The following is a 24,482-nucleotide window of genomic DNA, read 5'->3' as shown; positions in this document are numbered from 1 at the left end:
TCCATAATAGTCAAAGGCATTCAGAAAAACGATTTAGGCCAGCCAAAACTCATCCCTCCTTGTCAACCAACTTGTACCGAATATCAATCTTCCCATCTCTCACTCTCATCTGGACCTCACCCATCTGATCTGTTCGATAGATCTCTGACCCGGTAGCTTCCAGACGTTCCATCACTCCTGAGTTGGGATGACCATATGTGTTGTTAACACCCGCAGATATGACCGCGGTTTTGGCGTTCCAGTATTGAAGCCAGGCTTCGGTGGACGACGTTTTACTACCATGATGTGCGACCTTTAACACGTCAATAGAGACAGATGCTGATGAAACATTATTTGAATTAACCTGCAACGGGCGTGTAAGTACCCTTTGTACAACGCCCTCTGTAACTCCAAGATCTGCACCTCTCTGTTCAAACGCTTCAGCGAGCGAGCCATCTTGAATCGTATAGAGCAGGTCCTGTTCGGCCGCTGCATCCATATCCCCAGTGAACAACATGGATGTCCCAGCCATGTCCAGCAAAAAGACAACGGAATCATGATTCTGATGTTCAGACACAGGCAAACTGCCAGATGCTTCTGCTACCATGTGTTCCAGGTCTGGAGCTATAAAATGTAAAACCGTCTCCTTGTCAGCCTTATAAGACATGCCCTGCTGGATGGCGTAAAGTGGAATCTTCCGTTCCATGGCTGTGTTCAGTAATTTATCAAAGTTTTCCTTACCACTGGTTGTGCCATTAAACATGAATCGTTTAACCGGAATCTGTTCCAGCACAGCCTGTAGTCCTCCAGCATGATCCTGGTCAGCATGCGTTACAATTACAGCGTCAAGTTGATGGATGCCTCTCTTTTTCAATAGAGGAACAACGACCTTAGCTCCCACTTCATAAGGATCACGCCTTGTTTTCCATGATTGTTCGGTGTTCCCAAAGCTCACCGTGCCTCCGCCATCCACCAAAATATGTTTGCCTTCTGGCGTTGTAATCAACGTGCTGTCTCCCTGACCAATGTCCAAGAATTGCACAATGCCGGTTCCAGCAGGCTTCGGAGTCTGGTATGCCCACCACAATCCAGCAACAAAGCTGATCGCGAGCAAGCCGCACAACCATCGTTGAACTTTACTCATTCGTTGATGCGCATAATAACCTGCACCTCGTGCAGTAAATGCACTCGTATACTCCGGCCATGCGATACTGGCTCCTAAAGTTGTTAATGAAGTTTCTTTTCTATCTAGACGGTTCTTACCTTGATACTGTTCCCCGGTAGACATCGAAGAGCGAATACCCACATTCCCCATTGCAACAGAAGGCTGTCGCATGACAAGAGGAGCCGTATCCTCCTCAGTAACCACTGTTTCTTGCTGTGTACCGTTGCCCTGATGAAGTAGATACAAAAGAGCATACAACACGGCGTAATACGCAGCAATCCACAACAGGGAAGGCGTAGCCCAGATCAGTACAAAACCCGGCAGGCTGTTCATCCACTCTACGCTTGTAAATGTCAGCTGATTCAGTTGAATTGCAACCCATGCAAGGGGGTTCGCCAAGGGAACCCATATGAAAGACAACAGCATGGCGACCGTCCCCAGAGGTAATACAATGGTACTAATCAAAGAAACAAGCAGAAAGTTAGCCACAAATGAGAGCAATGAGAACTGATTGAAATACAGGATGGTTACCGGAAACGAAATCAGTTGAGCTGTCACCGCAACGGATGCTGTTGCAGCCAGAGATTTCGGCAAACTGCTGAACAGTCGGTTAATCAAAGGCATATAGATCATCAAACCTGCGGTCACGAGAAAAGATAATTGAAAGCTAACGCTTAGCAAAAAGTACGGATCCCACCACATCATCAGTAGCGCAGCTGCACTAATCATCTGAAGGCCGTCTCTGGCAAGACCACGACGAGCCATATACAACCCAATCATGGACATAATCCCTGCCCGAATCACTGAAGGTGAACCACCGGACAACAAAACATAAGCTGGTACCAGTATCAGAACAACCGTGAGTGCCGTCTCTCTGGTAAGCCTTAGCCAGGATAGAATAAGGAGAAGAGAAGCTACATATACAGCGACATGAGTTCCGGAGATTGCCAAGATATGCGTTAGACCCAGTTGTGAAAACTGACCATAGGTACCTGGATCGATATCATTAGCCATTCCGATAATCAGACCCTTCATATACCCTGCATGAGGCTCGGGGAATAACCGTTCGACCGCTGAACCCAACGTATGCCTCGTCCAATCCGTCCACCGTAGTACGTTAAATTGTCCAACCCCTTCAGGGGGAGCTGCTGTTACTGAACTGGCTCCCTTCACTTTGAACAACCAGTGGATGTGCAGGGTTCGCAAATAGCTGCGATAATCAAACCCGCCAAAGTTCCTGGCTTCACCAGGAAGGGCAAAAGAACCATTAAGCGTGATTGAATCGCCCCTCTTCCAACCTGCCGCTACCTGCTGTTCTTCTTCCTCCGCCAATCTGACTTGCACCATCAATTGTTCATCTATTTTGAATCCAGATAATGTTGCCAGATCTGCATCTGTTGATGAATTCGATATGGGTAATATTGAAGACATCTGTATCTTAAAGTCAGCCCGGTCTCCATCAATGCGTACATCTGACACTAGCTCACCCTGAATTTCGGCTGGCCAACCGTCCAGCGCATCAACAGCGATGTGCATGGTCTCCGGCAGACTGCTGTGATTGCGTGTGTCATTCCACTCCCAATATGCAGCACCTCCAATAAAGGCAGCGAGTAAGAATAAAACAGACCATCCACGCACATCCAGAAAACGAAGTAGAAGTGGCAGACATGCCAGCGCTCCAATGAACCCCCAGATCAAAGCCCAGCCTGTTAATGCGCATGCCATCCCGCTCCCGCATAACCAGCAAATCGTAAAACTTAGTAACGGTCTGCCTTTCATTCCTTCCCCTCCTTCATTTCACCCATTGAACGCAGAAAAACCCCCGGAAAGCCGATTCAGGCTTGCCGGAGGTTCTCCCTCGCATATTAGACCATATTCGTATTAGTTGCTCACGGTCATCATCGTTTCCCGCGGAGGCTGGTAATTCTCCAACCTGCGAAACGTTATGCCCTTCTGTTGCATCATATTCGTAACCTTGCCGGTATCTTTAGGATAAGGGCGATGAAATACGATCTCTGTAATCCCGCTATTCGCCAGCATATTGGCACATGTCCAGCAAGGTTCGTCGGTCACATACACGGACGAGCCTTCGCGGTCAATTCGGTCTGTGAATAAAAGCAAATTTTGCTCCGCGTGGATTGTGCGAATGCAGCGTTGCTTTTTGACCATTTCTTCTTGCCCATCGGTCACGACTAACTCATATTCTTCCGATATCATGCAACCTGCTTCAGAACAATCCGGGACGCCCGTGGGTGCACCATTATAGGCTGTTCCCAGCAGTTTCTTCCCCTGAACAAGCACGGCACCCACATGACGACGCGAACAGCGGGAACGGGTTGAGACCATATATGCGATGTCCATAAAATACGTATCCCAGTCCTTGCGTACCTCTGTACTCATGCTGCTTTCCTCCCGCTCAATACAAATTTTATTCTAATATTACCGGATCTGCACATACGGTGCCATCTTCTCCAGCATCTTCATGCCGATTCCTTTGACCTTCGTCAAATCACTCACTTTCGCAAAAGGACCATGTGCATTCCGATAGTCCACTATGGCCTGAGCTTTCTTCTCCCCGATTCCGGGAAGCTCTGTAAGCTTGGAGACAGGTGCAGTATTCACATCAATCTTGCCATTGTCTCCAGGTTCCTCACGAACTACAGATGGATTACTGTTTGAAGCCGTCTCGGAGTTAACTGAAGGATTCGAATTCGTACTTGGTACAATCGGTTCAGTCAAACCAGAGGCATCCGTTGCATTATCATTCGTCTGGTTTGTAGTTTGAAATACAGAATCACCTTCAACTCCTGCGTTCGAAAGCTCTTTAGATTCTCCTGCCTGTGCATCCTTCCCAGTCTGCATCCCACTTGCATCCGTTCCCGAAGATGCTCCTGTATTGCCCTGAACCGAAGTAGCCGACTGTACAGCAGGGAGTTCCTGCTCTATCGTCGGCTTCTCGGTGCCGAGCTGCAAGGGTTCCCAGCCACTAGGTGGTTGTTCACTTTTGCCCGACCATAATATGAGTATACTTCCAACCACCGCTGCAGCGATGGTCATTCCTTTATTCCATCTCATTCTTCCACACCTCTCCCTGAATTCAAAATCATTCATTTCGAATACGGGCGGTGCTTCCGAACCGTTGAACTTTCCTGATGAAACAAGTTGTGCATTTTTCATGTCATGTGAAACAGGTCCTCACGCATAGATATAGAGGGAATGAACTGCGCCAGTACCGTAAAGCATGAAAGGAGGCCTGAAACAATGAAGGTTGGATTTATCGGAACCGGCAGCATGGGCAGCCTGCTGATCTATGCCCTGATCCAATCGGGTGCACTCGAGCCCCGGCAGATCGCCGCCAGCAATCGAACCCCGTCCAAAGTACGTCAGTTATCCCTCCGTTACCCTGGTCTGCATGAATCCCAGAGTAATCGGGAAACGGTGATCCGAAGCAATATCATCTTCCTGTGCGTGAAACCGCTTGAATTCAAACATGTCATTGAAGACATCCTGCCTGTCGTGAATCCCAATCATATAATTGTCTCGATCACCAGTCCCGTGCAGCTGCGCCATCTGGAATCTTCACTTCCTTGCAAAGTCTCCAAGGTTATTCCCAGCGTCACACACCAGGTCGGCAGCGGAGCGTCCCTGTGCATACACGGTGAACGAATGACCAGTGAAGACCGTGTTGTGTTAGAAAGTCTGCTCAGTCATATAGGCAGGCCGTACCAAGTGGATGAAGCCTGTACACGAATTACATCCGACTTCTCCAGCTGCGGACCAGCATTCATATCGTTCTTCTTGGAACAGTGGATCGAAAGTGCAGTGAAGCTGACAGACATCAAAAGGGCAGATGCCTGTGCTCTGGCTGGCGAAATGCTCCTGGGAACAGGCAAGCTGCTCACCGAAGGAGGTTACACGCCGCAAGAACTTCAGGCTCGTGTCGCTGTACCTGGCGGTATAACCGCTCAGGCACTTGCACTGCTGAAGGTTAGCCTCGACGGCGTTTTCGACAGCCTGATCCACACAACGCATGACAAGTATGATGAAGATTTGTTAAAGCTGGATGAACTATTCCGAGCCGGTGAGATTAACCGGCAACAATATTAACGAGTTTGCCTGGAACGGCAATGACCTTGCGAATGGTCTTGCCTTCCAGCGCCTGCTTAACAGGTGCCAGCTCCATCGTAAAGTCCTGCATACCCTGTGCATCCAGATCCTTCGCGATTGTAGCACGTGTTACGATTTTACCGTTTACCTGAACAACGATTTCTACTTCCGCATCCACTGTCATGGACTCATCATATTCAGGCCAAGCCACGTAAGAGATTCCACCTTCATGACCCAAACGGCTCCACAGTTCCTCTGCCATATGCGGTGCCAGTGGTGACAACAGCTGCACAAAGTTCTCCATCGCTTCACGAGGCAGTGTATCGGCTTTGTATGCATCGTTGATGAAGATCATCAGCTGGCTGATGGATGTGTTGAAACGCAGATGCTCCAGATCTTCCGTAACTTTTTTGATCGTTTTGTGAGCCGTCCGCTTGAACTCGTCTGTTCCACCGTCCACCGTAATCTTGTCATTGATGGCTCCTGTGTCTTCATTGATGAAGAGACGCCATACACGTGACAGGAAGCGGTGCATGCCTTCAACCCCGTTAGCATTCCACGGTTTTGTTGCTTCCAATGGTCCCATGAACATTTCATACAGACGCAAAGTATCTGCACCGAATTCATTAACGATTTCATCCGGGTTAATGACATTACCACGGGATTTACTCATTTTCTCATTATTCGTACCCAGGATCATACCTTGATTCACGAGTTTATGGAAAGGCTCTTTGGTATCCACAACACCCAGATCATACAGCACTTTGTGCCAGAAACGAGCGTACAGCAAGTGAAGCACGGCGTGCTCTGCTCCGCCAATGTACAGATCAACTGGCAGCCACTGTTGCTGCTTCTCCTTGGAGATCAGTTCCTTGTCATTGTGCGGATCGATAAAGCGCAGGTAATACCAGCAGCTTCCCGCCCATTGTGGCATAGTGTTAGTCTCACGACGTGCCTTCATTCCCGTTTCCGGATCTACCGTATTCACCCACTCCGTAACATTCGCCAGTGGTGATTCTCCAGTACCCGAAGGTTTGATCTGGTCGATATCAGGCAGCAGCAGTGGAAGTTGATCCTCCGGTACGGTCTTCATCGTTCCGTCTTCCAGATGCAGGATTGGGATTGGCTCACCCCAGTAACGCTGACGGCTGAACAGCCAATCGCGCAGACGATAGGTTACTTTGCCTTGTCCTTTGCCGTTCTCTTCCAGCCAAGCAATCATCTTGGCAACCGCTTCTTCATTGTTCAGTCCGTTCAGGAAGTCAGAATTTACATGCGCGCCATCACCAGAATACGCCTCTTGTGTAACGTCTCCACCTTGAATAACCTCGATGATATCCAGACCGAACTGCTTGGCAAATTCCCAGTCACGTGCATCATGACCTGGAACGGCCATAACTGCACCTGTACCGTAACCAGCAAGGACATAATCGGCAATCCAGATTGGCAGTTTTGCACCATTAACCGGGTTAATGGCATAGGTTCCTGTGAATACACCCGTTTTATCTTTGGCCAAGTCGGTACGTTCCAGATCACTCTTACGAGAAGCCTGCTCCTGATAAGCCTGAATAGCTTCACGTTGTTCATCGGTCGTAATTGCTTCTACCAGTTCATGTTCCGGAGCAAGAACCGCGAAGCTCGCACCGAACAATGTGTCTGCACGGGTTGTGAACACCTTGATAACTTCTTCGTGACCTTCAATGGCAAAAACAACTTCTGCACCTGTCGATTTACCGATCCAGTTACGCTGCATATCCTTGATGCTTTCAGACCAATCCAGCTCTTCCAGGTCTTCCAACAAACGCTCCGCATACTCGGTAATTCTCAGGACCCACTGGCGCATCGGTTTGCGTACAACCGGATGTCCACCACGTTCACTCTTGCCATCAATAACCTCTTCATTAGCCAGTACCGTTCCAAGTGCTTCACACCAGTTAACTGCCACTTCATCCACATAAGCGAGGCCTTTATTGTACAGCTGGATAAAGATCCATTGCGTCCATTTATAGTATTCAGGGTCCGTTGTGCTGATCTCACGATCCCAGTCGTAAGAGAACCCGAGCGATTTGATCTGACGACGGAAATTATCAATATTGCGGAATGTAATATGCCGTGGATGTTCACCTGTATCCAGTGCATGCTGCTCAGCAGGCAGTCCGAAAGCGTCCCAACCCATTGGGTGCAATACATTGTAACCGCGCATACGCTTGTAACGTGATACGATATCCGTTGCCGTGTATCCTTCCGGGTGGCCTACGTGCAGACCTGAACCGGATGGATAAGGGAACATATCCAGTGCATAAAATTTCGGTTTAGCAGGGTCCTCACCCGTTTTAAACGTTTTATTTGCATCCCAGTATTGCTGCCAACTTTTTTCCATGACTTGTGGCTGATAGCCGTGTTTCGGCTGGTTATTCTCACTCATCTATTGTTCCTCCTTCAGGTTATTCGCATTTTAATTGCAACAAAAAAACCTCAGCATCCCGTAGCGTTTGCAGCGCTAGGGACGAGAGGTTGAATTCCCGTGGTACCACCCTAGTTAGCGGACGAACGTGCTTCGTCATCCACTCCCTTTGGACCTGTAACGGCGGTTAACCGATGCGGATTTCCATTCCTGAGCCCAAGCTTTTACAAGTAGGTTAAACAGAATGGTGTAATCACCGCATTTCTCCAAGGCGAGTTCGCAAATCACTGTCAACCGGCTTGCACCAACCGCCGGCTCTCTGTTATGTACAGGAATTACTACTGATCCTTATCATCGAAATATGTATACAATATCGGGAACATTATATAAAAAAGCAAGCCCAAAGTCAATGTTATACATTATAATCACCCTTTTGAGGCACACGGTTCGTACCGATCAATGACACTCGTTGCTGTTCAGGATAAACGAAAACGCTCGATGCCTTCCTCCAGATTATGAATGGCCCAATTCACATGTTCCTGATTATCATATTGGCGATAAGCGCACTCAATGCGTAATACCAGATCAAAATACAAGTCGTATAGACTTCTTCTTATCAGCTCACTTTCAGTCGTAATCGTTTGTCCGTATCCCTTCACGAATCCGGGAGTATAGTTAAAATGACTAAAGTAATGCTCCATCAAAGGGTCTGCCCACAGAGAACGTTCAAAATCAATAATAGCTGTGATACGACCTGCGTCTACCAGAACATTGCCATCCCACAGATCCCAACTGACAAGTACAGGTTCTTTTACATCGTCCAACACATCCGATTTTTCTTCAACCAAGCGTCTCAATTCAGCGTATTCAATCGAAAATGTAATACCAGCTTCTTCCCCATCGGTAAGAATGTCATCCATCAGATGGATAAATGCTTCTTTCCAAGTGGAATAACGCTGTTTTTGCTCCGAGAAATATCCAAACTTCTCGCCTTTGATCTCATTAATCCGACGGTTATAACGACCTAGCTGCTGTTCAATAGCTTCCTGCTCTTCCGGCGCGTATTGATCCTTGACCTGATTGTAGGGTGTTCCAGACATATACTCCATGATAAAATAACGCGCTGGAGCAATGGTTAACGAATCATCATAAACCAGCACTTGCGGTACGGGAACATCCTGTAATTCCGTAATGAGGCGTAATGCCTCAACCTCGGCAATCATGAGGTCCTGCTCACAGCGCATCAGATTTGTCGAAGCCGACGGGGCAATTTTGAGTACCACCCGCTGTGTATCACTTAGGGTAATGAGATATGCATGATTGGCCCAGCCATCCACCATCTCCTTATAATCCTGTATACTTGTAGAGAAATGTTGTTTGATTATGGCATTCAGCTGTTCCGGCGTGAGTCTTGTTTTATATGTACTTTCCATTACTGCACCTCACTTTGACAATTAATTCGGTTAGAAAACGCTTTCTATCCAACCATTATGGCTTCCTTCCCTATAACTAGCAATACTTTTTGTCACGCTCGTAAGTCTTCCTCGCATTTCCTTTTGCCTATTACAGAAGCTTGTTATTCATGCTCCATGGAAAATCAAACAAAAAACTGCCCTTATGTACCATAAGGACAGCTCCCATCATTCGCTCTTACTTCACAGCAACGTAGAACAAGCGCTGTGCGCTGTCTCCGGCTTCTTCCCATTCAAAATCGGCATATACCTTTACGTCTCTGAAGCCTGCCTTGGATAACTCCAGCTTCATCCAGTCCGGATGATATGCACGCTGGACATGGACTTCTTCAAAACGCTGATACATATCTTTGCTACCATCATCCACACGCGAAAAGATACTCAGATGATGCTCAATCTCACATCGATCTTGATCCAATCCACAGGTCCAAATATACGATACGGAGCGTTCATCCAGCACAAAAGGCTGTTCCTCATCATAACGAATAAGGGTATTGGGATGATGAACATCAAACAGGAACGTTCCACCAGGTTTCAGCATCTCATATGTGCGCTGGAATGTACGAACGACATCTTCTTGTTCGAGCAGATAATTGACGCAATCACAGAAAGATATAACGGAGTCTACAGGCTCCGGAACTCGCCAATCCCGCATATCCTGCTGCACCCAACGTACACTGCCTTCGCGGTACAAGCGATGACCCTGAGGCGTGGCCTCCATCTTACTGCGCGCAACCGACAGCATATCTGCTGAGAGGTCAATGCCTGTAACTTCAAAACCGGAGTTCACGAGCGGGATCGTAATCGAGCCCGTTCCACAGCCAAGTTCAGCAACACTTTTGGGCATTCCATGATGTTCCCAGGCTGTTCTTGCAAACCTTATCCAGTCCGGATAAGGCATATCTTCCATTAATTCATCATAGACATAGGCAAATTTCCGGTAAGACATGTCAGGCACCGCACTTTCAATTTCATTTTTCAATCCTGGTCTATACAAGTTGCACTAAGGATTATTTACACTGGACACTCCAATGACAGAACAACCTTCCGATCGCTGTTATCCCCAGATTTTTTTGATTCCTTTTATAAAGGAGTAAATCCGGGGATAAAGGCGAACGCTCCGCTTCTTCAGGTTCTTTCTGTCCTCTCCGTTTCGCGTAAATGTTTAGTTCAATTTATATAACAAAAGCAAAGACAGGGGCATCCGGTGTTTACCCAGCCTAACCCTGCCTTCTGCGAGTTCAATATGACATACACTTAATCCATTTCAATTACTTCGAATCATTCTGATCCGCAGGTGCAGATTCGGACAAATACGTCCAGCTTTCCTTTTGCACGATCAGTCCGTCTTTCATCAATTTGCCCAAGGCACGCTTGAAAGCAGACTTACTGATGCCAAAGCGCTGCTTGATGATATCCGGCGGAGTTGCATCCGAGTATGGCATGCCGCCCATAGGACGTTCTTTCATAAAGGCGAGCAGCTTGTCTGCATCTTCGTTACGTCCAACTTGTTTTAGTTGAGTCATGGCCAGATTCACACGTCCGTCTTCACGTACCAGTGTCACCCGACATTTAACTTTCTCACCAAGACGCAGCATATGACTGCGTTCAGATGAATGAATCATACCAATCGCGCCAAAGCCCAGTACACCGCCCTCTACAAGTACAAAAGTACCCATCTGCAGTGGCTTGTATACCGTCGCTTCAACCCACTCGTTTAACCATGAAGTTGGAGCATGGAAAGACAGTGGTGAAAGCTCACGTTCCCCGGCCAATTTGGCACGCAGACGTCCTTGCTTGTCATGTTCCATGATTACAAAGACTTCATCCCCTACTTGAGGACGCAGTTCTTCCAGTTCAGGCAGTTCACGAATAGGAAGCAGCAATTGCCGGCCAAGTCCCATTTCCAGGAAACAGCCCAGTCGTGGGTGAACATCAGCCACAACCAGTCGTGCCATTTCGCCGAGCATGAGATAAGGCTTTTTCATCGTTACGGCCAGACGGTCTTCTGTATCAAAGAATACAAAGACCTCAAGCGTCTCGCCAATCTTAACATCCCGCGTTAACTCGGTATAGTGAAGAAGTACATCTTCCGATCCTGTCGTCAAAAAGAAGCCAAACGGAGACACTTCACGTGAAACCGGCAAAGAGACGACTGTTCCAGCAATCAAACTCATACGGTTTCCACCACTTTGGCATCAGACCATAGACGTTCAATATTGTAGTATTCACGCTCGTCGCGGTGGAAGATATGAACAACGACATCGCCCATGTCCATCAGTACCCAACGTGCGGAATCCATACCTTCGATACCTTTGATCGTCGCTCCGGCTGCATGAGCCTGTTTGCGAATTTCAGTGGCAATGGCTTGTACCTGTGTATCGGAATTCCCGTGACAAATAACAAAATAATCAGCCACCAGGGAAATATTAATCAGATCCAAAGCTACAATATTGGATGCCTTTTTGTCGTCAGCGGCAGCAACCGCCATATTCATAAGTTCTTTCGATGATACTGTCATGAACCAACCTCCATAATCTATAATTGTGTGTTCAAAAAGATCAGTTTTCAGTACCGAGAAGATGGAATAAAGCTAGAAATGGAGTAGCAGAGCGTAGGATAACTACGTGAGCAACGGACATTTCGGCTGAATTTCATATTCGATGCTGATGATGCCGCTAGGCATCCTTCGTAATCAAAAGTGGACTTTTTGAACAACCTCTATAATTGTGCAATTAAGTCATTCCGCGACAGCATGGTCAAAGGATAAATGACACGGCGCTGCGAGATCAACAAGCTGATCGTCGAGTCGAATCCGGCAATTAAACCTTCCTCCAGACTATGTTCAGCCTGTTCGCGAATGTGATCCACTCCCGGGAAATCTCGTCCCGGTTCAATGTAATCGGCAAGGCATACCACTTTGTCCAGCAGGCTCATGCCCACCCGACCCGAGGTATGCCACCGGATGGCATGAATAACTTCAGAATCTTCAACACCGTAATCACGCTCGGCTACAAAAGCACCGACTTCGGAATGCCAGAGCTGCTTGTCATGCTGCAGAAGTTCCTGGTTTAATCCATTATCACGGATGACCGCTTCCATCTCCGATACGGGCCAGTACTTCGCCACATCATGCAAAATCGCTGCCAGATCCGCTTTTACAGGATCAGCACCGTATTTTTCAGCCAACATCACTGCCGATTCCATTACACCCAGTGTATGCTTCCAGCGTTTCTCCGGCATTTGTCCGGATACGGCTTGAATCAGTTCCTCACGGCTTAGTCCCATATAAACCGCTCCTTACAATATATTGGTGCACTTCATCAGGAATCATGAAGCGTACCGAATGTCCTTTGGCGAGACGTCTGCGCACGGCTGTCGATGAAATATCGACCAAGGGCATCTCGGCCAGTAGGACCCGATCCTGTAACTCGTCTGGTAAATCATCCAGATGTAACTGGAAGCCCGGCCGACCAACTCCGATAAAGGTTAAGCGTTCTGCAAGCTCTTCAATCTGCTCCCATTTGGGAAGATAGTTCACCATATCCGCCCCGATAATGAAATAGAACTCATGTTCAGGATAGCGACGCCACAGTTCCTTCATCGTATCGATGGTATAAGACACTCCTCCAAGTTCCATCTCGATGCCGAGCACCTCATATTGCTGCACACCCTTCACAGCCGCTTCCGTCATGTCGAGACGTTGCTGTCCCGAAGCTCCGGCTCCGCGCTTGTGAGGTGGAACATGGGAGGGCATGAACCAGATCTCATCCAGTGCATGCGAATCCCTTGCCGCTTCAGCTGCCAGGAGGTGTCCCATGTGGATCGGATCAAACGTACCACCCATGATGCCGATCTTCACCCGCGTCACGCTCCCTTATCTAGGTAGTTCGATTTGTTTGTTATCGCGCGATTCTTTGTACAGGATGATTGTGTTACCGATGACTTGTACAAGCTCGCTTCCCGTTTCACGGGCAACTTCTTCTGCCATCTCTTTTCTGTCCTCGTCATTGTTGTTCAACACTTGCACTTTCATCAATTCGCGCTTCTCAATCGCATCTTCGATGTGACGGAACAGGTGCTCGTTTGTTCCACCTTTACCAATCTGAAATACAGGGGTCAGGTGATGTGCCTGTGACCGCAAAAAGCGCTTTTGTTTACCGTTTAACATGAATACTCCATACTCCTTATATTGAGCAGGCCCTGATTGACAGTTCAAAGACTGTCCGGACCTGACCGTTCAATTATATTTTCACATTTCAAAACTTTTTAACACTGCACGTCTCATCGTCTCCACAGGAGCCGGAATGCCGAGCCAATGTTCAAAGGCTACAGCGCCCTGGTATACAAACATTCCCAGACCACCGTGCACTGTGCATCCACGTAACCGCGACTCCCGAAGCAAGCGGGTTTCCAGCGGATTGTAGATCAGATCACTCACAGCTGCGCCTTCACGAATTAGTGCAGGATCAACCGGTACGTCATCAACATGGGGATGCATTCCGGCAGCCGTAGTGTTAATCACAATATCAGCCGTAGCCAAGACCGTCGCAGCGTCTTCCATGCCACCGCCCGAGATTTCTCCCAAGCCATGGCCCCGTAAATCCGAAGCAAGTGCAATAGCCCTGTCCGCTGTACGGTTCAGAATATGGATCTGCTCAGGCTTCTCCAATGCAAGTGCGTATATAACACCTCTCGCCGCTCCACCTGCTCCCAGGACAGCAATACGTTTGCCCGCAAGCTCCGGCACAGCCTCTTCCTTCAGGGATCGGACATAGCCAATACCATCCGTATTGTACCCTGTCAGTGTTCCACCTTCATTGACGATGGTATTCACCGCACCAATCAGGCGAGCACTTTCATCGATCACATCCAGGTACTGCATCACCTGCTCTTTGTGCGGGATGGTGACATTGACACCACAATAGCCCAATGCCACAATTCCCCGAACTGCTGCTTCCAGTTGATCAGGATGAACATGCAGTGGCATATACATTCCATTCACTCCAGCAGCCTGCAGGGCCGCATTGTGCATTGCCGGTGATTTGGAATGAGCAATAGGATTACCCATAACGCCAAGCAACACGGGAAGTGAAGGGTCGAACTTTTTTTCCTCAAACATAGGTCCGCCTCCGATCCGCTCTGATGTACAGGTTCTGAGATTACATTAGATTAAGGATGGGCGGATCTGTACACGAATACCTTTTGGAGCATGCACAGCAACAAGTGCTCCAATATCGCCATTCACCTTAATCCAGCCCAGACCAGAGATAAATACATCCGATTGACTGCCGCGTTTGATACGGAATTCATGTCTTGTCCATTCAGCCATCTCTGCTGCATCTTCACGGGTTGGCGGAGATAACAATTCCCCCAAGTGGTCGCGGTACAGGTCATCTGCACGCTCCAGCTTCGTCCGGTGAATATCAAGCGCAGTGCTGATGAAACAAGTGAACGATTGGCGATCTCCTTCAACAAAGTCAAATCGAGCCATGCCGCCAAAGAACAGCGTCTGACCAGAGTTCAACTGATAAACAGCCGGTTTAAGCGGTTTTTCAGGCATGATGGCAGCGAGATCCTTACGGGAAACAATCTCGCTGAAACGCCATGGATACACGATCCCAGGCGTATCAATAATATATTTCCCATCATCCAGCGGAATGTTCACCATATCCAGAGTCGTTCCCGGATAACGGGATGTGGTCAGTTCCTGCTCCAGATCGCTGTAATCACGGATCAGACGGTTAATCAGTGTGGATTTGCCCACATTGGTACCGCCAACCACGTACACATCACGATCTTCGCGATAGGTTCCAACTAACTCAAGCAGTCGGTCGAATCCCTGATTTTGCTTCGCACTGCACAAGACTACATCCACTGTACGCAAACCTTGTTCTTTGGCTTGCTTTTGTACCCAATTCCGAACCTTGTTCCAGTTAGTTACTTTCGGAAGCAAGTCCGTTTTGTTCACAGCAAGCAAGACCGGATTGTTACCTACAAAACGTTGCAGACCGGAGATAATACTGCCATCAAAGTCAAACAAATCAACGATATGGATGACAAGTGCATCCTTATCCCCGATTTTGCTAAGCAGAGCCAGGAATTCGTCCTGATCCACCGTAACGGATGATGACTCATTGTAGTTTTTGATACGGAAACAGCGCTGGCATATAACCGGTTCACGATCCAGTGCCTTCTCGGGGATAAACCCTGGTAATTCCGAATTTTCTGTTTGCAGATGCACGCCGCATCCGCTGCACCTTACGGCAAGGTTGCCGTTATGCGGTTCTGTCATTTCTTCTTTTCCTCCTCAAGCCATAAGCCTTTCCTGCGTAAACTCGTTAGAGCAATTCGTTCCACGCGTCGATTGAAGCGGGTCATGAAGCCTTCGTCCCCAATGGAGATTGGCAGTACCAGAACGGTATATAGCCCCATTCGGTTCCCTCCATAGACATCCGTAAGCATCTGATCGCCTACTACAATCGTTTTTTCAGGAGATAACTCCATCATTTTCATTGCTTTACGAAACGGTACATTCGATGGTTTGCGTGCACTATGCACAAACTGGATATCCAGCGGGGTAGCAAACAGGGATACACGATTCAAATTGTTATTGGACACAATCATCAGCTTGAAACCTGCCTCTTTCACACGTGCAAACCATTCAATCAGTTCGGGCGTAGCGTCAGGGGCTTTGGCTCCAACGAGTGTGTTATCCAGATCAGTTATAATTCCACGGTAGCCTTGAGCGTACAGCTCTTCCAGATTAATGTCAAAAACCGTGTCTACACGCAGCTTGGGCATTAACATTTTAAACAAAGAAGTCACCTCAGTTTCATACGACACACTATATCACAAATCCGTCTTTCCTGAAAATGCATACAGCGCCTGATGGCGTAGGAAAAAAGGAAAAACGGGACGGGCTGCAACTATGCCCGTTCCGCTTTCAGTTCCTTCCGCAGCTTCAAGGCTGTCTGATAGATACCCTTCCAGTCGTCAACAGTTACGGAAGCCGGACTGTAGCGAGTCTGTTCAAACTTCATGAGAAGCTCATGCAATGTAGCTTCTGCAGCTGGTTTGGCCTGGCTCCAGCGGTTTACCGATTCACGAAGTGTCTCGTCTCCGCTCCGGGTCAGACCTTTGCGTTTCACATATTGTATCCAACGCTCGGTCTCTGCCACCACCTTCTGTTCAGGGGTGAGCGGTCCACCTGTCCGTAAACGAAGCAGGAGGAATCGTAAGGAGAAGCGATTACGCCAGAACATATATGCTATCCACAATACGATGATGGCTCCTGCAGCCCAGATGACAAAAGTCGGGATGGTGGACGAGGCCTGCTCTGGTGCAGGAGTCTGCTCTTCCTCTTGTACCGGCTCCTCTTCTGGCTGTTCTTCAGGCTCATCTACAGGCTGTACATCAGGTTGTTCCGTGAGCAAAGGCATATCAAAGCCCGGCGTTGCTTCAACAGGAATCCAGCCATACTCACCAAAGTAGACCTCTGCCCAAGAGTGTGCATCTGCATTCGTAACGGTGTAAGTCGTCTCAATCTCCGCGCCAGGTTGACGTGGAGCCTGCATGTCCGAATTCAGGGACAATTGTCCAGGCGCATAACCTTTAACCCACCTTGCAGGGATGCCCTCCGAGCGCGCCATCATTACCAGCGCAGTGGAGAAATAGTCACAGTAGCCTTCCATAATGTCAAACAGGAAGCCTTCCACAAAGTCGCTGCTTACTTTTCGAGATAAATCCGGATTGTTCGTGTATTCAAAATTGGTTTGTAAATAGTTTTGCAGTAATGCTACTTTTTCATACGGGGTATTCGCAGATGCCGTTATTTCAGTTGCCAAATCTGACACCCGGTCAGGGAAACGGGATGGTAACTGCAAGTACATATCGTCTGCCGGATTACTGTTGTACAGATCTTCAAAAGACTTTGTACGCAGCTCATCCTCCACAATCACAGGAGCTTCCGATACGATGGTGTACGTCTTGGGATACTGTGGTTGCTGACGGTCTGTCACCACATGCAGTTCAGCCTGTTCAGCATTCCACAACATACGTTCTGCTCTGTCCTCACCGTTAATCGAACTCACTTCAGCGATCGAATACGCACCAAAGAGTATCGGATAAACATTATCATTCAGCATCGTTACATTCTGGGTTACTTGTTTGGTATTCACGTTTCCGGATTCATCATTCTCCAGAGGCTGTCCTGCTTCAACATTCTCTGTCGCACCCCGTCCCCGGTCATCCCAGCCCGTACCTGTATACTCTGCACGTGTCTCACCGCGCCAGTAACTACGCTCATTGGTGGTGACAGACATGACAGGAGTATAGTCGAAGTTGAACCCTCCACCAAGCTGATTGTCTTCCCTGCTGTATCCCGATTCGGTAGCCGCCGGAATATCAAGGTTGCCGTTACCAGCCTGACTTGTGGAAGTACCGGTATAGTTACGCCACGCCGTATATGGGTCTGTCAAGGTGGGTGGAATCTCCGGCATATTGACGCTGGCCACAATAATTAAAGAAAAGATAATGGCAATATTGGCTAGGACTTTATAAGGATGACGGATGATTCGCTTCCAACCTTGTGGATACTGTAGCTGATAATTGCGGAAATGCTGACATACGAGCCATCCCATCCCTGCAAACATCACCCACGCGATTTCAATCCAAAGTGGGATCTGGGTGAAAGAATCGAGAATGCCCATCGAAATGATGTTGACACCCAGAAAAACAAGAATGCGACGTGTGGTGGTCACGAGGCGAAGGGCAACTTCAAGCATCACCCATGCACACAGTGAGAACCAGATGTACGGCGCCATATGCAATATAAATTGCTCCGCTCGATCCGTTAAAGAGCCATAAGGGATGTATACCGTATAATCAATTAGTGTTTTATGCAAAATGTAACCGACGACAACCGCCTTGATGATCGTGCGATATATCGTTTTGATGGGCAGAATGACCTCCAGCACACAGACCGCTGCAAGTGTCCATAACACCAGAGAAGTCGTTTCTGTATACCACGATTCCTGTGTAAATGAAATCCACTGCATTCCAATGAGGAAAATCCAGAGCAATGATGCTGCATGATACCAGGATCGTTTGCCTGTAACACTTTCATTTCCTTTTGTACTCATACAGAACCTCCCCCCATCACCGTTGGAAGCTCCTGCAAATGAGAAACAGTGAATGACCTCGTGCCTCTTCCACGCAACATGGCATTCCACTCGGCACTCCGGCGGGATTCACTGGTATCGATCAGAATATGACATGGAGTCATGCCCCGCGTATCGGCCCAGCGCAACAGTTCTAATATTTTCTCATCCTTCTGGGGAGAAATCACGACAAAGTAAGCTCCCTGAGGCAGTTGACGTGCGATTCTTTCCACGCCAGGCAACAGCTGCGTATCCTGCCCGTTATGTTGAATATCCACCAGATGATGTATCATCTTCTGCCGTTCCAACAGACTTTCACTGGGGGCCATGAAGGATGTCTCGTCTGACAATGTCAACAAACCCATTCCCATTCGTTCTCTGGCACCATACTCCAGCAGAGAGGCAGCTGTGGACACGGCAATCTCAAATGCATCCCCATGTTCATAACTTGATGTTAGCCCATCGAGAACCAGAATGGTTTTGGGTACCGACTCATGCTCGAACTCCTTGGACTTCCAGTTCCCCGTCTTCGCCGTTGCATTCCAGTGAATGCGGGAAAGTCGATCTCCGTATACGTAGTCACGCACACCATTAATCTGGGTCGTCTCTCTTCGCGAGCGGGTTAGAGCCGTCTGAGGACCGGATAACCGTGATTTGCGGTCGTATAGCTGCCAATATGGAATAAATACCGTTCTTGGCAGTACTCGAAACTCACCTTTGGCCTTAAACTTTCCTCGATGTTCAATCAATCCAAATATGTCCTCGCTGGCGCATTCTGTTTCTGAAAAAAAATACTTGCCCCGCTCAAGTGGTGGTGTCTGGAAAGACAACTCGCCATTTCCTCGCATATTGGGAATCAAACTTTCCTTGAACGACCAGGATTCCCCGTTATGCCGGTGCAGCATTTCACGTACTACAACATAAGGAAGCGGGAGGAATCCCGGAATAGTCAGACTCAGCTGTACTTGAACCTGATCACCTGCATGCAATAATCCTTCGTGGTCCGGGCCAGAGGATAGCTTTCGCACTCCTTGAGCACGTCTCACTCCGCTAAATCCGGCAATGGCAAGATACACACAGAGCAGGGTCACCATCGACAGCAACATGAGGGATGTCTTCCCGCCCTGAAACAAAACATAAGCCAGACAGCACATCCACACCATTGCGATGCTCCATACGCGTGGGTGGCGCAGTCCTCTGTTCACTGTACTCAAAAGCGGCTTCATGAACTATTGCCCCATGGAGACGGGCACGCGAACCTGCTGAAGTACGGCATTCAGAACGGCCTCGGAACTCATACTGTCCAATCTCGATTCGGGACGGAGCACAATACGATGAGAGATCACATAAGGGGCCATCGTCTTCACATCATCCGGAAGCACATAATCACGTTCTTGCAAGAAAGCAAAGGCCTTCACGGCCATCATAAAGGATATGGCTGCCCGTGGGCTGGCACCCAGCAATACAGATGGGTGGGAGCGGGTTTGACGAACAACATCCAGCAGGTAGTCCATGACAGGATCACCGATAAAGACTTCCTTGATCTCCTGTTGGATTGCCGAGATCTGATCCATATGGGTTACGGATTCAAGCCGATCTACAGGCTGGCCCAACTGATGCGTCTTCAGCAGGGTTTTCTCAATTTCTTTATCGGGATAACCGAGACTTATTTTCAACATAAACCGGTCAAGTTGCGCTTCCGGCAATGTGTACGTACCTTCAAAATCAATCGGATTCTGAGTTGCACAGAGCATGAACGGGTGTGGCAGATCATACGTATCGCCATCAACGGTTACACTGCGCTCCTCCATGACTTCGAGCAGAGCTGACTGGGTTTTCGTTGTTGCCCGGTTAATCTCATCAGCAAGCAAGATGTTGGTCATGACGGGGCCTGGACGGAAATAAAAACGCTCATCCTTCGGATGGAACACAGATACACCCGTAATATCACTTGGTAAAATATCAGGATTACATTGAATGCGTCGATACTCTCCGCGCATGGATTTCGATAATGCCTTGATCAACTGCGTTTTGCCAGTTCCTGGTACGTCTTCAATCAGAACGTGCCCGCCTGCAAGCAAAGCTGTAAGTAAAAGTTGAATTTCAAAGGATTTCCCCATAATGCAGGATTCCAGATTCGAACGAACTGCGGATATGATTTGGATCGACTCTTTGCGCACAGGCATGTGGTCTAACCTCCTAAAAAAGCATACAGATTTCCTTTTATTGTACATGATCCGGGGTCACGAGTACACTCGAAGGAACTCACAATTTGTTTCCAACCCGTCAGATTCACCGCAGTTCACGCATGAATACGACAAAAAGGCCCGGATAGAGTTATCCGAAGCCTCTGCTGAATCGCAATATGTTCAAGTAGATTTCCCCATTCTATGTTAGCCTTTTGGTCTAACCACCAATGCCGCGAGAAAAGAAAAGATGATCGCTGACGAAATCCCCGCCGCAGTCAGATCGAAAATCCCTGTAATCACACCCAGCCATCCCTCTTTTTCCAGCTCCGTCAATGCCCCGTGCACCAAGGAATTACCGAAACTTGTGATGGGGATGGTAGCACCCGCACCTGCAAATTTAACCAAGGGGTCATACAGGCCAAATGCATCCGCAAGCGCACCTGTTACAACAAGTGTACTCATGGTATGAGCTGGCGTCAGTTTAACCCCATCCATTAGAAGCTGTCCGACAACACAGATCAAACCGCCAACAATAAATGCCCACAAGAACTGCATTACCTTTATCCCTCCTTTTCTATGGCTACGGCATGAGCAATACAGGGAATACTTTCACCCTGCTGGTACGAAATTGGAGACAACAGTGCCCCGGTAGCAACGACGAGCACCCGCTTAAGATCACCCTTCTGCATTCGGTTCAAAATATGACCATAGGTTACGGTGGCAGAACATCCGCAGCCACTTCCCCCGGCAACAACATAAGGTTGTTTCTCCCGATCATAGATCATCAGGCCGCAGTCATTAAAAACCGTCTGTTCCATGGGAATGCCTTCTTTTTGTAGGAGTTCTTTCGTAATCGGCAGACCGACGGAAGCCAGGTCCCCGGTCACAATGAGATCATAATAGCCGGGCTCCAATCCCGTATCCCTGAAATGAGAGATTATAGTGTCGGCTGCTGCTGGAGCCATGGCTGAACCCATATTAAAGGGATCTTTGATGCCCAAATCCATAATTCGTCCAATTGTGGCTTTGGTAACAACGGGACCGTCACCCGTACGGGAGACCACACCACACCCTGATCCTGTGACGGTATATTGCGCATAAGGCGGCTTTTGGGAGCCATACTCCGTCGGATACCGAAATTGTTTCTCCACCGTACAGTTGTGGCTCACCGTTCCTGCAAGGACATAATCTCCAGCTCCCGAGTCAACAATCATGGAGGCCAAAGCTAATGTTTCCATGGATGTGGAGCAAGCACCAAAGACACCCAGATAAGGTGCTCCCAGTTTTCGTGCTGAAAAGGAACTGCTGATAATCTGATTCATCAGATCTCCACCAACAAAAAAGTGAAGCTCTTCCTTGGTGATATTTGCATTAACCAAAGCCAGTTGGGAGGCCTGTTCGAGCAGTTTGCGTTCTCCCTTTTCCCACGTCTTCTCGCCGATCTCGAGGTTGTCATAGACATAATCGAAATCAGATGACAATGGACCCTCGCCTTCTTCTGGTCCTACAACTGCAGCTTTACCGATGATCCGCGGACGATTCTCAAACTGCCACGTCTGGCGACCCAATCGTTTCATAAGTGCCCACCTCCGAATCCTAAAAAGGCGTAAACAATGCCCACGACAAATGCTGCCACGACACCGAACACGATAACGGAACCAGCAAGCTTGAACATGTTGGCCCCTACACCGAGCACCAGTCCTTCAGCACGATGTTCCAGTGCGGCAGAGCACATGGAATTGGCAAATCCGGTAACCGGCACAGCGGTACCCGCTCCTGCCCATTGAGCCATTTTATCGTAAACGCCCAGACAGGTCAGAATAACCGCTATAAGGATCATGACAGCAACCGTTGGACTGGATGCTTCCTTCGATGTCATGTCGAAGCCAGCCATAAAAGCCTCCTGAATGGCCTGTCCGATCAAACAGACGGTTCCACCAACCAGAAATGCCTTGAGGCAGTTTTTCAGGATCGGCCGAGGCGGCTCATGTTTTTTCGCGACTTTCTTGTACTCCTTTTCATCCATGGACAGAGACGATGATTTTTTTGAGCTTCCGGATGCAGATTGAGCTGGCAAAATACAAGACCTCCTTTATGTGAATGAATCAACAGCTGCGGCTGATGAATGCCTATGTGTGTAATCCTATATTCATTGTTTGTTAATAATCAGAAGGTTATGTATCCGGCGACAGACAGCATATGTTTCCAACAAGATCATGTTGTGGAAGCAGGATGGGAATACGCCGGTGCTGAGGACGTTTAGATACGTTCTATAAATAAAGAAGAACAATCACGAGCAAGATAAAAAGAACGATAAACAGTACTTTTTCCGTGCCCTCTTCTGGAGGCTTCATTGGATATATAGCTCCTTCCTAATAAACAGACCAACAAATATTGAACAAAAAGAACATCACAAAATGATGACATCTCCTCCATATATTCATATTCATTGAAGTGGCATCAGGGTTACGACTACAGCGGATAGAGTCATGAAAATTGGAAAGGTAAGCGCCCAAAACATGCCTTAAATACGTGACATAAACATGGACAATCACTTGCGCAAGGTTCATACTGTAATGTGACCAGTGGTTAAATAACAAGTCCTCAGCATATTAAAGTGCATGTTCAAAAAGTCTAGTTTTCAGTACCAAGAAGATGGGATGAAGATAGAAATGGAGTAGCGGAGCGTAGGAAAACTACGTGAGCAACGGACATTTCGGCTGAATTTCATATTCGATGCTGATCATGCCGTTAGGCATGATTCGTAATCAAAAGTGGACTTTATGAACTACATTTAAAGGACAACAGGCGGGTAGCCGTTCTACTGTGACCTGATTTACATACCAACAGAGGAGTTGTTGACACATGAATGAAAAAACGATGGATATGTTCCGCACGTTAACGGAGTTCCCTTCCGCATCCGGTTTTGAACGTGAGCTTCGGGGCTGGATGAAAGAGCAACTGTCCGCTTATACGGATGAATTCGTACAGGATCGTCTTGGGAGTCTTTTTGGTGTATTACGCGGGGAGGAATCCGGCCCTAAAGTTATGGTAGCCGGACACTTTGACGAAGTGGGTTTCATGACTACGGGCATTACGGAAACGGGTATGGTCAAATTCCGTCCACTCGGTGGATGGTGGAGTCAGGCTGTACTGTCTCAACGACTGGAAATTATCACACCTGATCGCCGAATTATGGGGGTTGTTGGTTCTACACCTACGCACTTGCTCGACGAATCCCAACGGAGCAAACCTGTAGATCTGAACACCATGTATCTCGATATTGGAGCGGACAACCGGGCCGAAGCAGAATCCTGGGGCATTCATCCGGGGATGCAGATCGTGCCGATCTGTGAATTCACACCCATGGCCAATCCGAAGAAAATTATGGCTAAAGCGTGGGATAATCGTTATGGCGTTGGACTTGCCCTTGAACTGGTTGAAGCGCTGCACAAGGAAAAACTGCCTAATACGCTCTATGCTGGTGCAACGGTTCAGGAAGAACTGGGGCTTCGCGGTGCACGTACAGCAGCCAATCTGATTCAACCGGATATCTTCTTCGCACTCGACTGTAGCGCCGCGAATGATATGACAGGGGATAAACAGTCATTTGGACATATCGGACAAGGGGCATTACTTCGTATTTTTGATCCGGGTATGTTCACCCATCGCGGAATGGTGGAGTATGTGCAAGACACAGCTTCATCCAATCAGATCAAAATGCAGTATTTCATCTCGCCAGGCGGTACCGATGCAGGTCAAGTTCACCTGAGTGGAATTGGTGTACCTTCAACGGTAATTGGTATCTGTGCCCGTTATATTCACACCTCTTCCTCCATCATTCACACAGATGACTATGATGCTGCCAAGGAGCTGATTGTGAAGCTGGTGAAAGGTCTGGATCGGACAACGATGAATACCATCATTAATAACGCGTAGCAGTTGATAAGAGACCTCCTAACTATATCGGGAGGTCTCTTTTTTATGTTCACAACGATATCAGTT

At 48.1% G+C, this 24,482-nt stretch carries 22 protein-coding genes and 1 other annotated feature; of the genes, 2 read left to right on the top strand and 20 right to left on the bottom strand.

Translation table 11 applies throughout. From position 1 onward, the window contains the following. Window positions 1-49 precede the first annotated feature (49 nt). The 3 genes from AC4G47_RS07960 to AC4G47_RS07950 form a co-directional block, all read right to left on the bottom strand. A complete protein-coding gene (locus tag AC4G47_RS07960; protein ID WP_491105662.1) occupies window positions 50-2,923 on the bottom strand; it encodes a ComEC/Rec2 family competence protein in 2,874 nt (957 codons plus the stop codon). A 102-nt stretch (window positions 2,924-3,025) separates the two neighbouring features. Further along, the gene (locus tag AC4G47_RS07955) at window positions 3,026-3,544 is read right to left on the bottom strand and encodes a deoxycytidylate deaminase (RefSeq protein WP_491105661.1); all 519 of its coding nucleotides are present in this window, start codon (window positions 3,542-3,544) and stop codon (window positions 3,026-3,028) included. Between the two features lie 39 nt (window positions 3,545-3,583). Continuing rightward, window positions 3,584-4,219 carry a ComEA family DNA-binding protein gene (locus AC4G47_RS07950; protein WP_491105660.1) on the bottom strand — a complete coding sequence of 212 codons (636 nt, stop codon included), beginning with the start codon at window positions 4,217-4,219 and terminating at the stop codon, window positions 3,584-3,586. Window positions 4,220-4,405: 186 nt separating this feature from the next. On the opposite strand from AC4G47_RS07950, the gene comER reads away from it, so the two are divergent. After that, the gene (gene comER / locus AC4G47_RS07945) at window positions 4,406-5,251 is read left to right on the top strand and encodes a late competence protein ComER (RefSeq protein ID WP_491105659.1); all 846 of its coding nucleotides are present in this window, start codon (window positions 4,406-4,408) and stop codon (window positions 5,249-5,251) included. On the opposite strand, the gene leuS is transcribed toward comER, so the two are convergent. The 17 genes from leuS to spoVAC all read right to left on the bottom strand — a co-directional run bounded on the left by leuS (window position 5,232) and on the right by spoVAC (window position 22,554). Then, a complete protein-coding gene (gene leuS, locus AC4G47_RS07940) occupies window positions 5,232-7,676 on the bottom strand; it encodes a leucine--tRNA ligase (RefSeq protein WP_491105658.1) in 2,445 nt (814 codons plus the stop codon). The genes comER and leuS overlap by 20 nt on opposite strands. A gap of 74 nt (window positions 7,677-7,750) precedes the next feature. Beyond that, window positions 7,751-8,019: a binding site (T-box leader), on the bottom strand. 112 nt (window positions 8,020-8,131) lie between these two features. Then, window positions 8,132-9,088 (bottom strand): phosphotransferase family protein, encoded by a 957-nt coding sequence (locus AC4G47_RS07935; RefSeq protein ID WP_491105657.1) that lies wholly within the window; start codon window positions 9,086-9,088, stop codon window positions 8,132-8,134. A 217-nt stretch (window positions 9,089-9,305) separates the two neighbouring features. Further along, window positions 9,306-10,076, bottom strand: coding sequence for a class I SAM-dependent DNA methyltransferase (locus tag AC4G47_RS07930; protein ID WP_491105656.1), 771 nt, complete (start codon window positions 10,074-10,076; stop codon window positions 9,306-9,308). Window positions 10,077-10,398: 322 nt separating this feature from the next. Then, window positions 10,399-11,304: a CvfB family protein gene (locus AC4G47_RS07925; RefSeq protein WP_491105655.1), complete on the bottom strand. Its 906-nt coding sequence runs from the start codon at window positions 11,302-11,304 to the stop codon at window positions 10,399-10,401. Then, window positions 11,301-11,648: a ribosome silencing factor gene (rsfS, locus tag AC4G47_RS07920; RefSeq protein ID WP_458123500.1), complete on the bottom strand. Its 348-nt coding sequence runs from the start codon at window positions 11,646-11,648 to the stop codon at window positions 11,301-11,303. Before rsfS ends, AC4G47_RS07925 begins: the two co-directional genes overlap by 4 nt. A 200-nt stretch (window positions 11,649-11,848) precedes the next feature. Continuing rightward, window positions 11,849-12,415 (bottom strand): bis(5'-nucleosyl)-tetraphosphatase (symmetrical) YqeK, encoded by a 567-nt coding sequence (gene yqeK, locus AC4G47_RS07915; protein ID WP_491105654.1) that lies wholly within the window; start codon window positions 12,413-12,415, stop codon window positions 11,849-11,851. Beyond that, window positions 12,399-12,989 (bottom strand): nicotinate-nucleotide adenylyltransferase, encoded by a 591-nt coding sequence (locus AC4G47_RS07910; RefSeq protein WP_433745630.1) that lies wholly within the window; start codon window positions 12,987-12,989, stop codon window positions 12,399-12,401. Before AC4G47_RS07910 ends, yqeK begins: the two co-directional genes overlap by 17 nt. A gap of 15 nt (window positions 12,990-13,004) precedes the next feature. After that, window positions 13,005-13,298 carry a ribosome assembly RNA-binding protein YhbY gene (yhbY, locus tag AC4G47_RS07905; RefSeq protein WP_063567269.1) on the bottom strand — a complete coding sequence of 98 codons (294 nt, stop codon included), beginning with the start codon at window positions 13,296-13,298 and terminating at the stop codon, window positions 13,005-13,007. Window positions 13,299-13,379: 81 nt separating this feature from the next. Continuing rightward, the gene (gene aroE / locus AC4G47_RS07900; RefSeq protein ID WP_491105653.1) at window positions 13,380-14,249 is read right to left on the bottom strand and encodes a shikimate dehydrogenase; all 870 of its coding nucleotides are present in this window, start codon (window positions 14,247-14,249) and stop codon (window positions 13,380-13,382) included. A 45-nt stretch (window positions 14,250-14,294) separates the two neighbouring features. Next, window positions 14,295-15,422 carry a ribosome biogenesis GTPase YqeH gene (gene yqeH, locus AC4G47_RS07895; protein WP_017687184.1) on the bottom strand — a complete coding sequence of 376 codons (1,128 nt, stop codon included), beginning with the start codon at window positions 15,420-15,422 and terminating at the stop codon, window positions 14,295-14,297. Next, window positions 15,419-15,946, bottom strand: a complete 528-nt coding sequence (locus tag AC4G47_RS07890; protein ID WP_458123503.1) for a YqeG family HAD IIIA-type phosphatase — start codon at window positions 15,944-15,946, stop codon at window positions 15,419-15,421. The genes yqeH and AC4G47_RS07890 overlap by 4 nt, the downstream gene beginning before the upstream one ends. A gap of 110 nt (window positions 15,947-16,056) precedes the next feature. Continuing rightward, on the bottom strand, window positions 16,057-18,270 hold the full coding sequence (locus AC4G47_RS07885) for a DUF4129 domain-containing transglutaminase family protein (protein ID WP_491105652.1): 2,214 nt from the start codon (window positions 18,268-18,270) through the stop codon (window positions 16,057-16,059). Then, window positions 18,267-19,514 (bottom strand): DUF58 domain-containing protein, encoded by a 1,248-nt coding sequence (locus AC4G47_RS07880; protein WP_491105651.1) that lies wholly within the window; start codon window positions 19,512-19,514, stop codon window positions 18,267-18,269. The genes AC4G47_RS07885 and AC4G47_RS07880 overlap by 4 nt, the downstream gene beginning before the upstream one ends. Window positions 19,515-19,517: 3 nt before the next feature. Next, entirely contained in the window at window positions 19,518-20,474 is a 957-nt protein-coding gene (locus AC4G47_RS07875; protein WP_062835567.1) for an AAA family ATPase, read from the bottom strand. Window positions 20,475-20,681: 207 nt separating this feature from the next. Then, window positions 20,682-21,032, bottom strand: coding sequence for a stage V sporulation protein AE (gene spoVAE, locus AC4G47_RS07870; protein ID WP_458123506.1), 351 nt, complete (start codon window positions 21,030-21,032; stop codon window positions 20,682-20,684). Window positions 21,033-21,037: 5 nt separating this feature from the next. Next, window positions 21,038-22,054, bottom strand: a complete 1,017-nt coding sequence (gene spoVAD, locus AC4G47_RS07865) for a stage V sporulation protein AD (protein ID WP_336762046.1) — start codon at window positions 22,052-22,054, stop codon at window positions 21,038-21,040. After that, window positions 22,051-22,554 carry a stage V sporulation protein AC gene (gene spoVAC / locus AC4G47_RS07860; protein WP_458123507.1) on the bottom strand — a complete coding sequence of 168 codons (504 nt, stop codon included), beginning with the start codon at window positions 22,552-22,554 and terminating at the stop codon, window positions 22,051-22,053. The genes spoVAD and spoVAC overlap by 4 nt, the downstream gene beginning before the upstream one ends. A gap of 788 nt (window positions 22,555-23,342) precedes the next feature. Between spoVAC and AC4G47_RS07855 the strand changes: the two genes are divergently transcribed. Continuing rightward, a complete protein-coding gene (locus tag AC4G47_RS07855; RefSeq protein WP_491105650.1) occupies window positions 23,343-24,416 on the top strand; it encodes a M42 family metallopeptidase in 1,074 nt (357 codons plus the stop codon). Window positions 24,417-24,482 lie beyond the last annotated feature (66 nt).

Source organism: Paenibacillus sp. Negev47 (assembly GCF_058313655.1).
Note: the sequence above shows the minus strand (reverse complement) of the source record. Positions and strands in the feature narration are given on the sequence as shown.

What these genes read in the sequence shown, in the direction of transcription:
- yhbY (WP_063567269.1), bottom strand. Translation starts at nt 13,298, where the DNA reads ATGTTAAACGGTAAACAAAAGCGCTTTTTGCGGTCACAGGCACATCAC.
- AC4G47_RS07930 (WP_491105656.1), bottom strand. Translation starts at nt 10,076, where the DNA reads ATGTCTTACCGGAAATTTGCCTATGTCTATGATGAATTAATGGAAGAT.
- comER (WP_491105659.1), top strand. Translation starts at nt 4,406, where the DNA reads ATGAAGGTTGGATTTATCGGAACCGGCAGCATGGGCAGCCTGCTGATC.
- yqeK (WP_491105654.1), bottom strand. Translation starts at nt 12,415, where the DNA reads ATGGGACTAAGCCGTGAGGAACTGATTCAAGCCGTATCCGGACAAATG.
- AC4G47_RS07925 (WP_491105655.1), bottom strand. Translation starts at nt 11,304, where the DNA reads ATGAGTTTGATTGCTGGAACAGTCGTCTCTTTGCCGGTTTCACGTGAA.
- yqeH (WP_017687184.1), bottom strand. Translation starts at nt 15,422, where the DNA reads ATGACAGAACCGCATAACGGCAACCTTGCCGTAAGGTGCAGCGGATGC.
- AC4G47_RS07875 (WP_062835567.1), bottom strand. Translation starts at nt 20,474, where the DNA reads ATGCCTGTGCGCAAAGAGTCGATCCAAATCATATCCGCAGTTCGTTCG.
- aroE (WP_491105653.1), bottom strand. Translation starts at nt 14,249, where the DNA reads ATGTTTGAGGAAAAAAAGTTCGACCCTTCACTTCCCGTGTTGCTTGGC.
- AC4G47_RS07885 (WP_491105652.1), bottom strand. Translation starts at nt 18,270, where the DNA reads ATGAGTACAAAAGGAAATGAAAGTGTTACAGGCAAACGATCCTGGTAT.
- AC4G47_RS07960 (WP_491105662.1), bottom strand. Translation starts at nt 2,923, where the DNA reads ATGAAAGGCAGACCGTTACTAAGTTTTACGATTTGCTGGTTATGCGGG.
- AC4G47_RS07950 (WP_491105660.1), bottom strand. Translation starts at nt 4,219, where the DNA reads ATGAGATGGAATAAAGGAATGACCATCGCTGCAGCGGTGGTTGGAAGT.
- spoVAE (WP_458123506.1), bottom strand. Translation starts at nt 21,032, where the DNA reads ATGCAGTTCTTGTGGGCATTTATTGTTGGCGGTTTGATCTGTGTTGTC.
- rsfS (WP_458123500.1), bottom strand. Translation starts at nt 11,648, where the DNA reads ATGACAGTATCATCGAAAGAACTTATGAATATGGCGGTTGCTGCCGCT.
- leuS (WP_491105658.1), bottom strand. Translation starts at nt 7,676, where the DNA reads ATGAGTGAGAATAACCAGCCGAAACACGGCTATCAGCCACAAGTCATG.
- AC4G47_RS07880 (WP_491105651.1), bottom strand. Translation starts at nt 19,514, where the DNA reads ATGAAGCCGCTTTTGAGTACAGTGAACAGAGGACTGCGCCACCCACGC.
- AC4G47_RS07935 (WP_491105657.1), bottom strand. Translation starts at nt 9,088, where the DNA reads ATGGAAAGTACATATAAAACAAGACTCACGCCGGAACAGCTGAATGCC.
- spoVAD (WP_336762046.1), bottom strand. Translation starts at nt 22,054, where the DNA reads ATGAAACGATTGGGTCGCCAGACGTGGCAGTTTGAGAATCGTCCGCGG.
- AC4G47_RS07855 (WP_491105650.1), top strand. Translation starts at nt 23,343, where the DNA reads ATGAATGAAAAAACGATGGATATGTTCCGCACGTTAACGGAGTTCCCT.
- AC4G47_RS07955 (WP_491105661.1), bottom strand. Translation starts at nt 3,544, where the DNA reads ATGAGTACAGAGGTACGCAAGGACTGGGATACGTATTTTATGGACATC.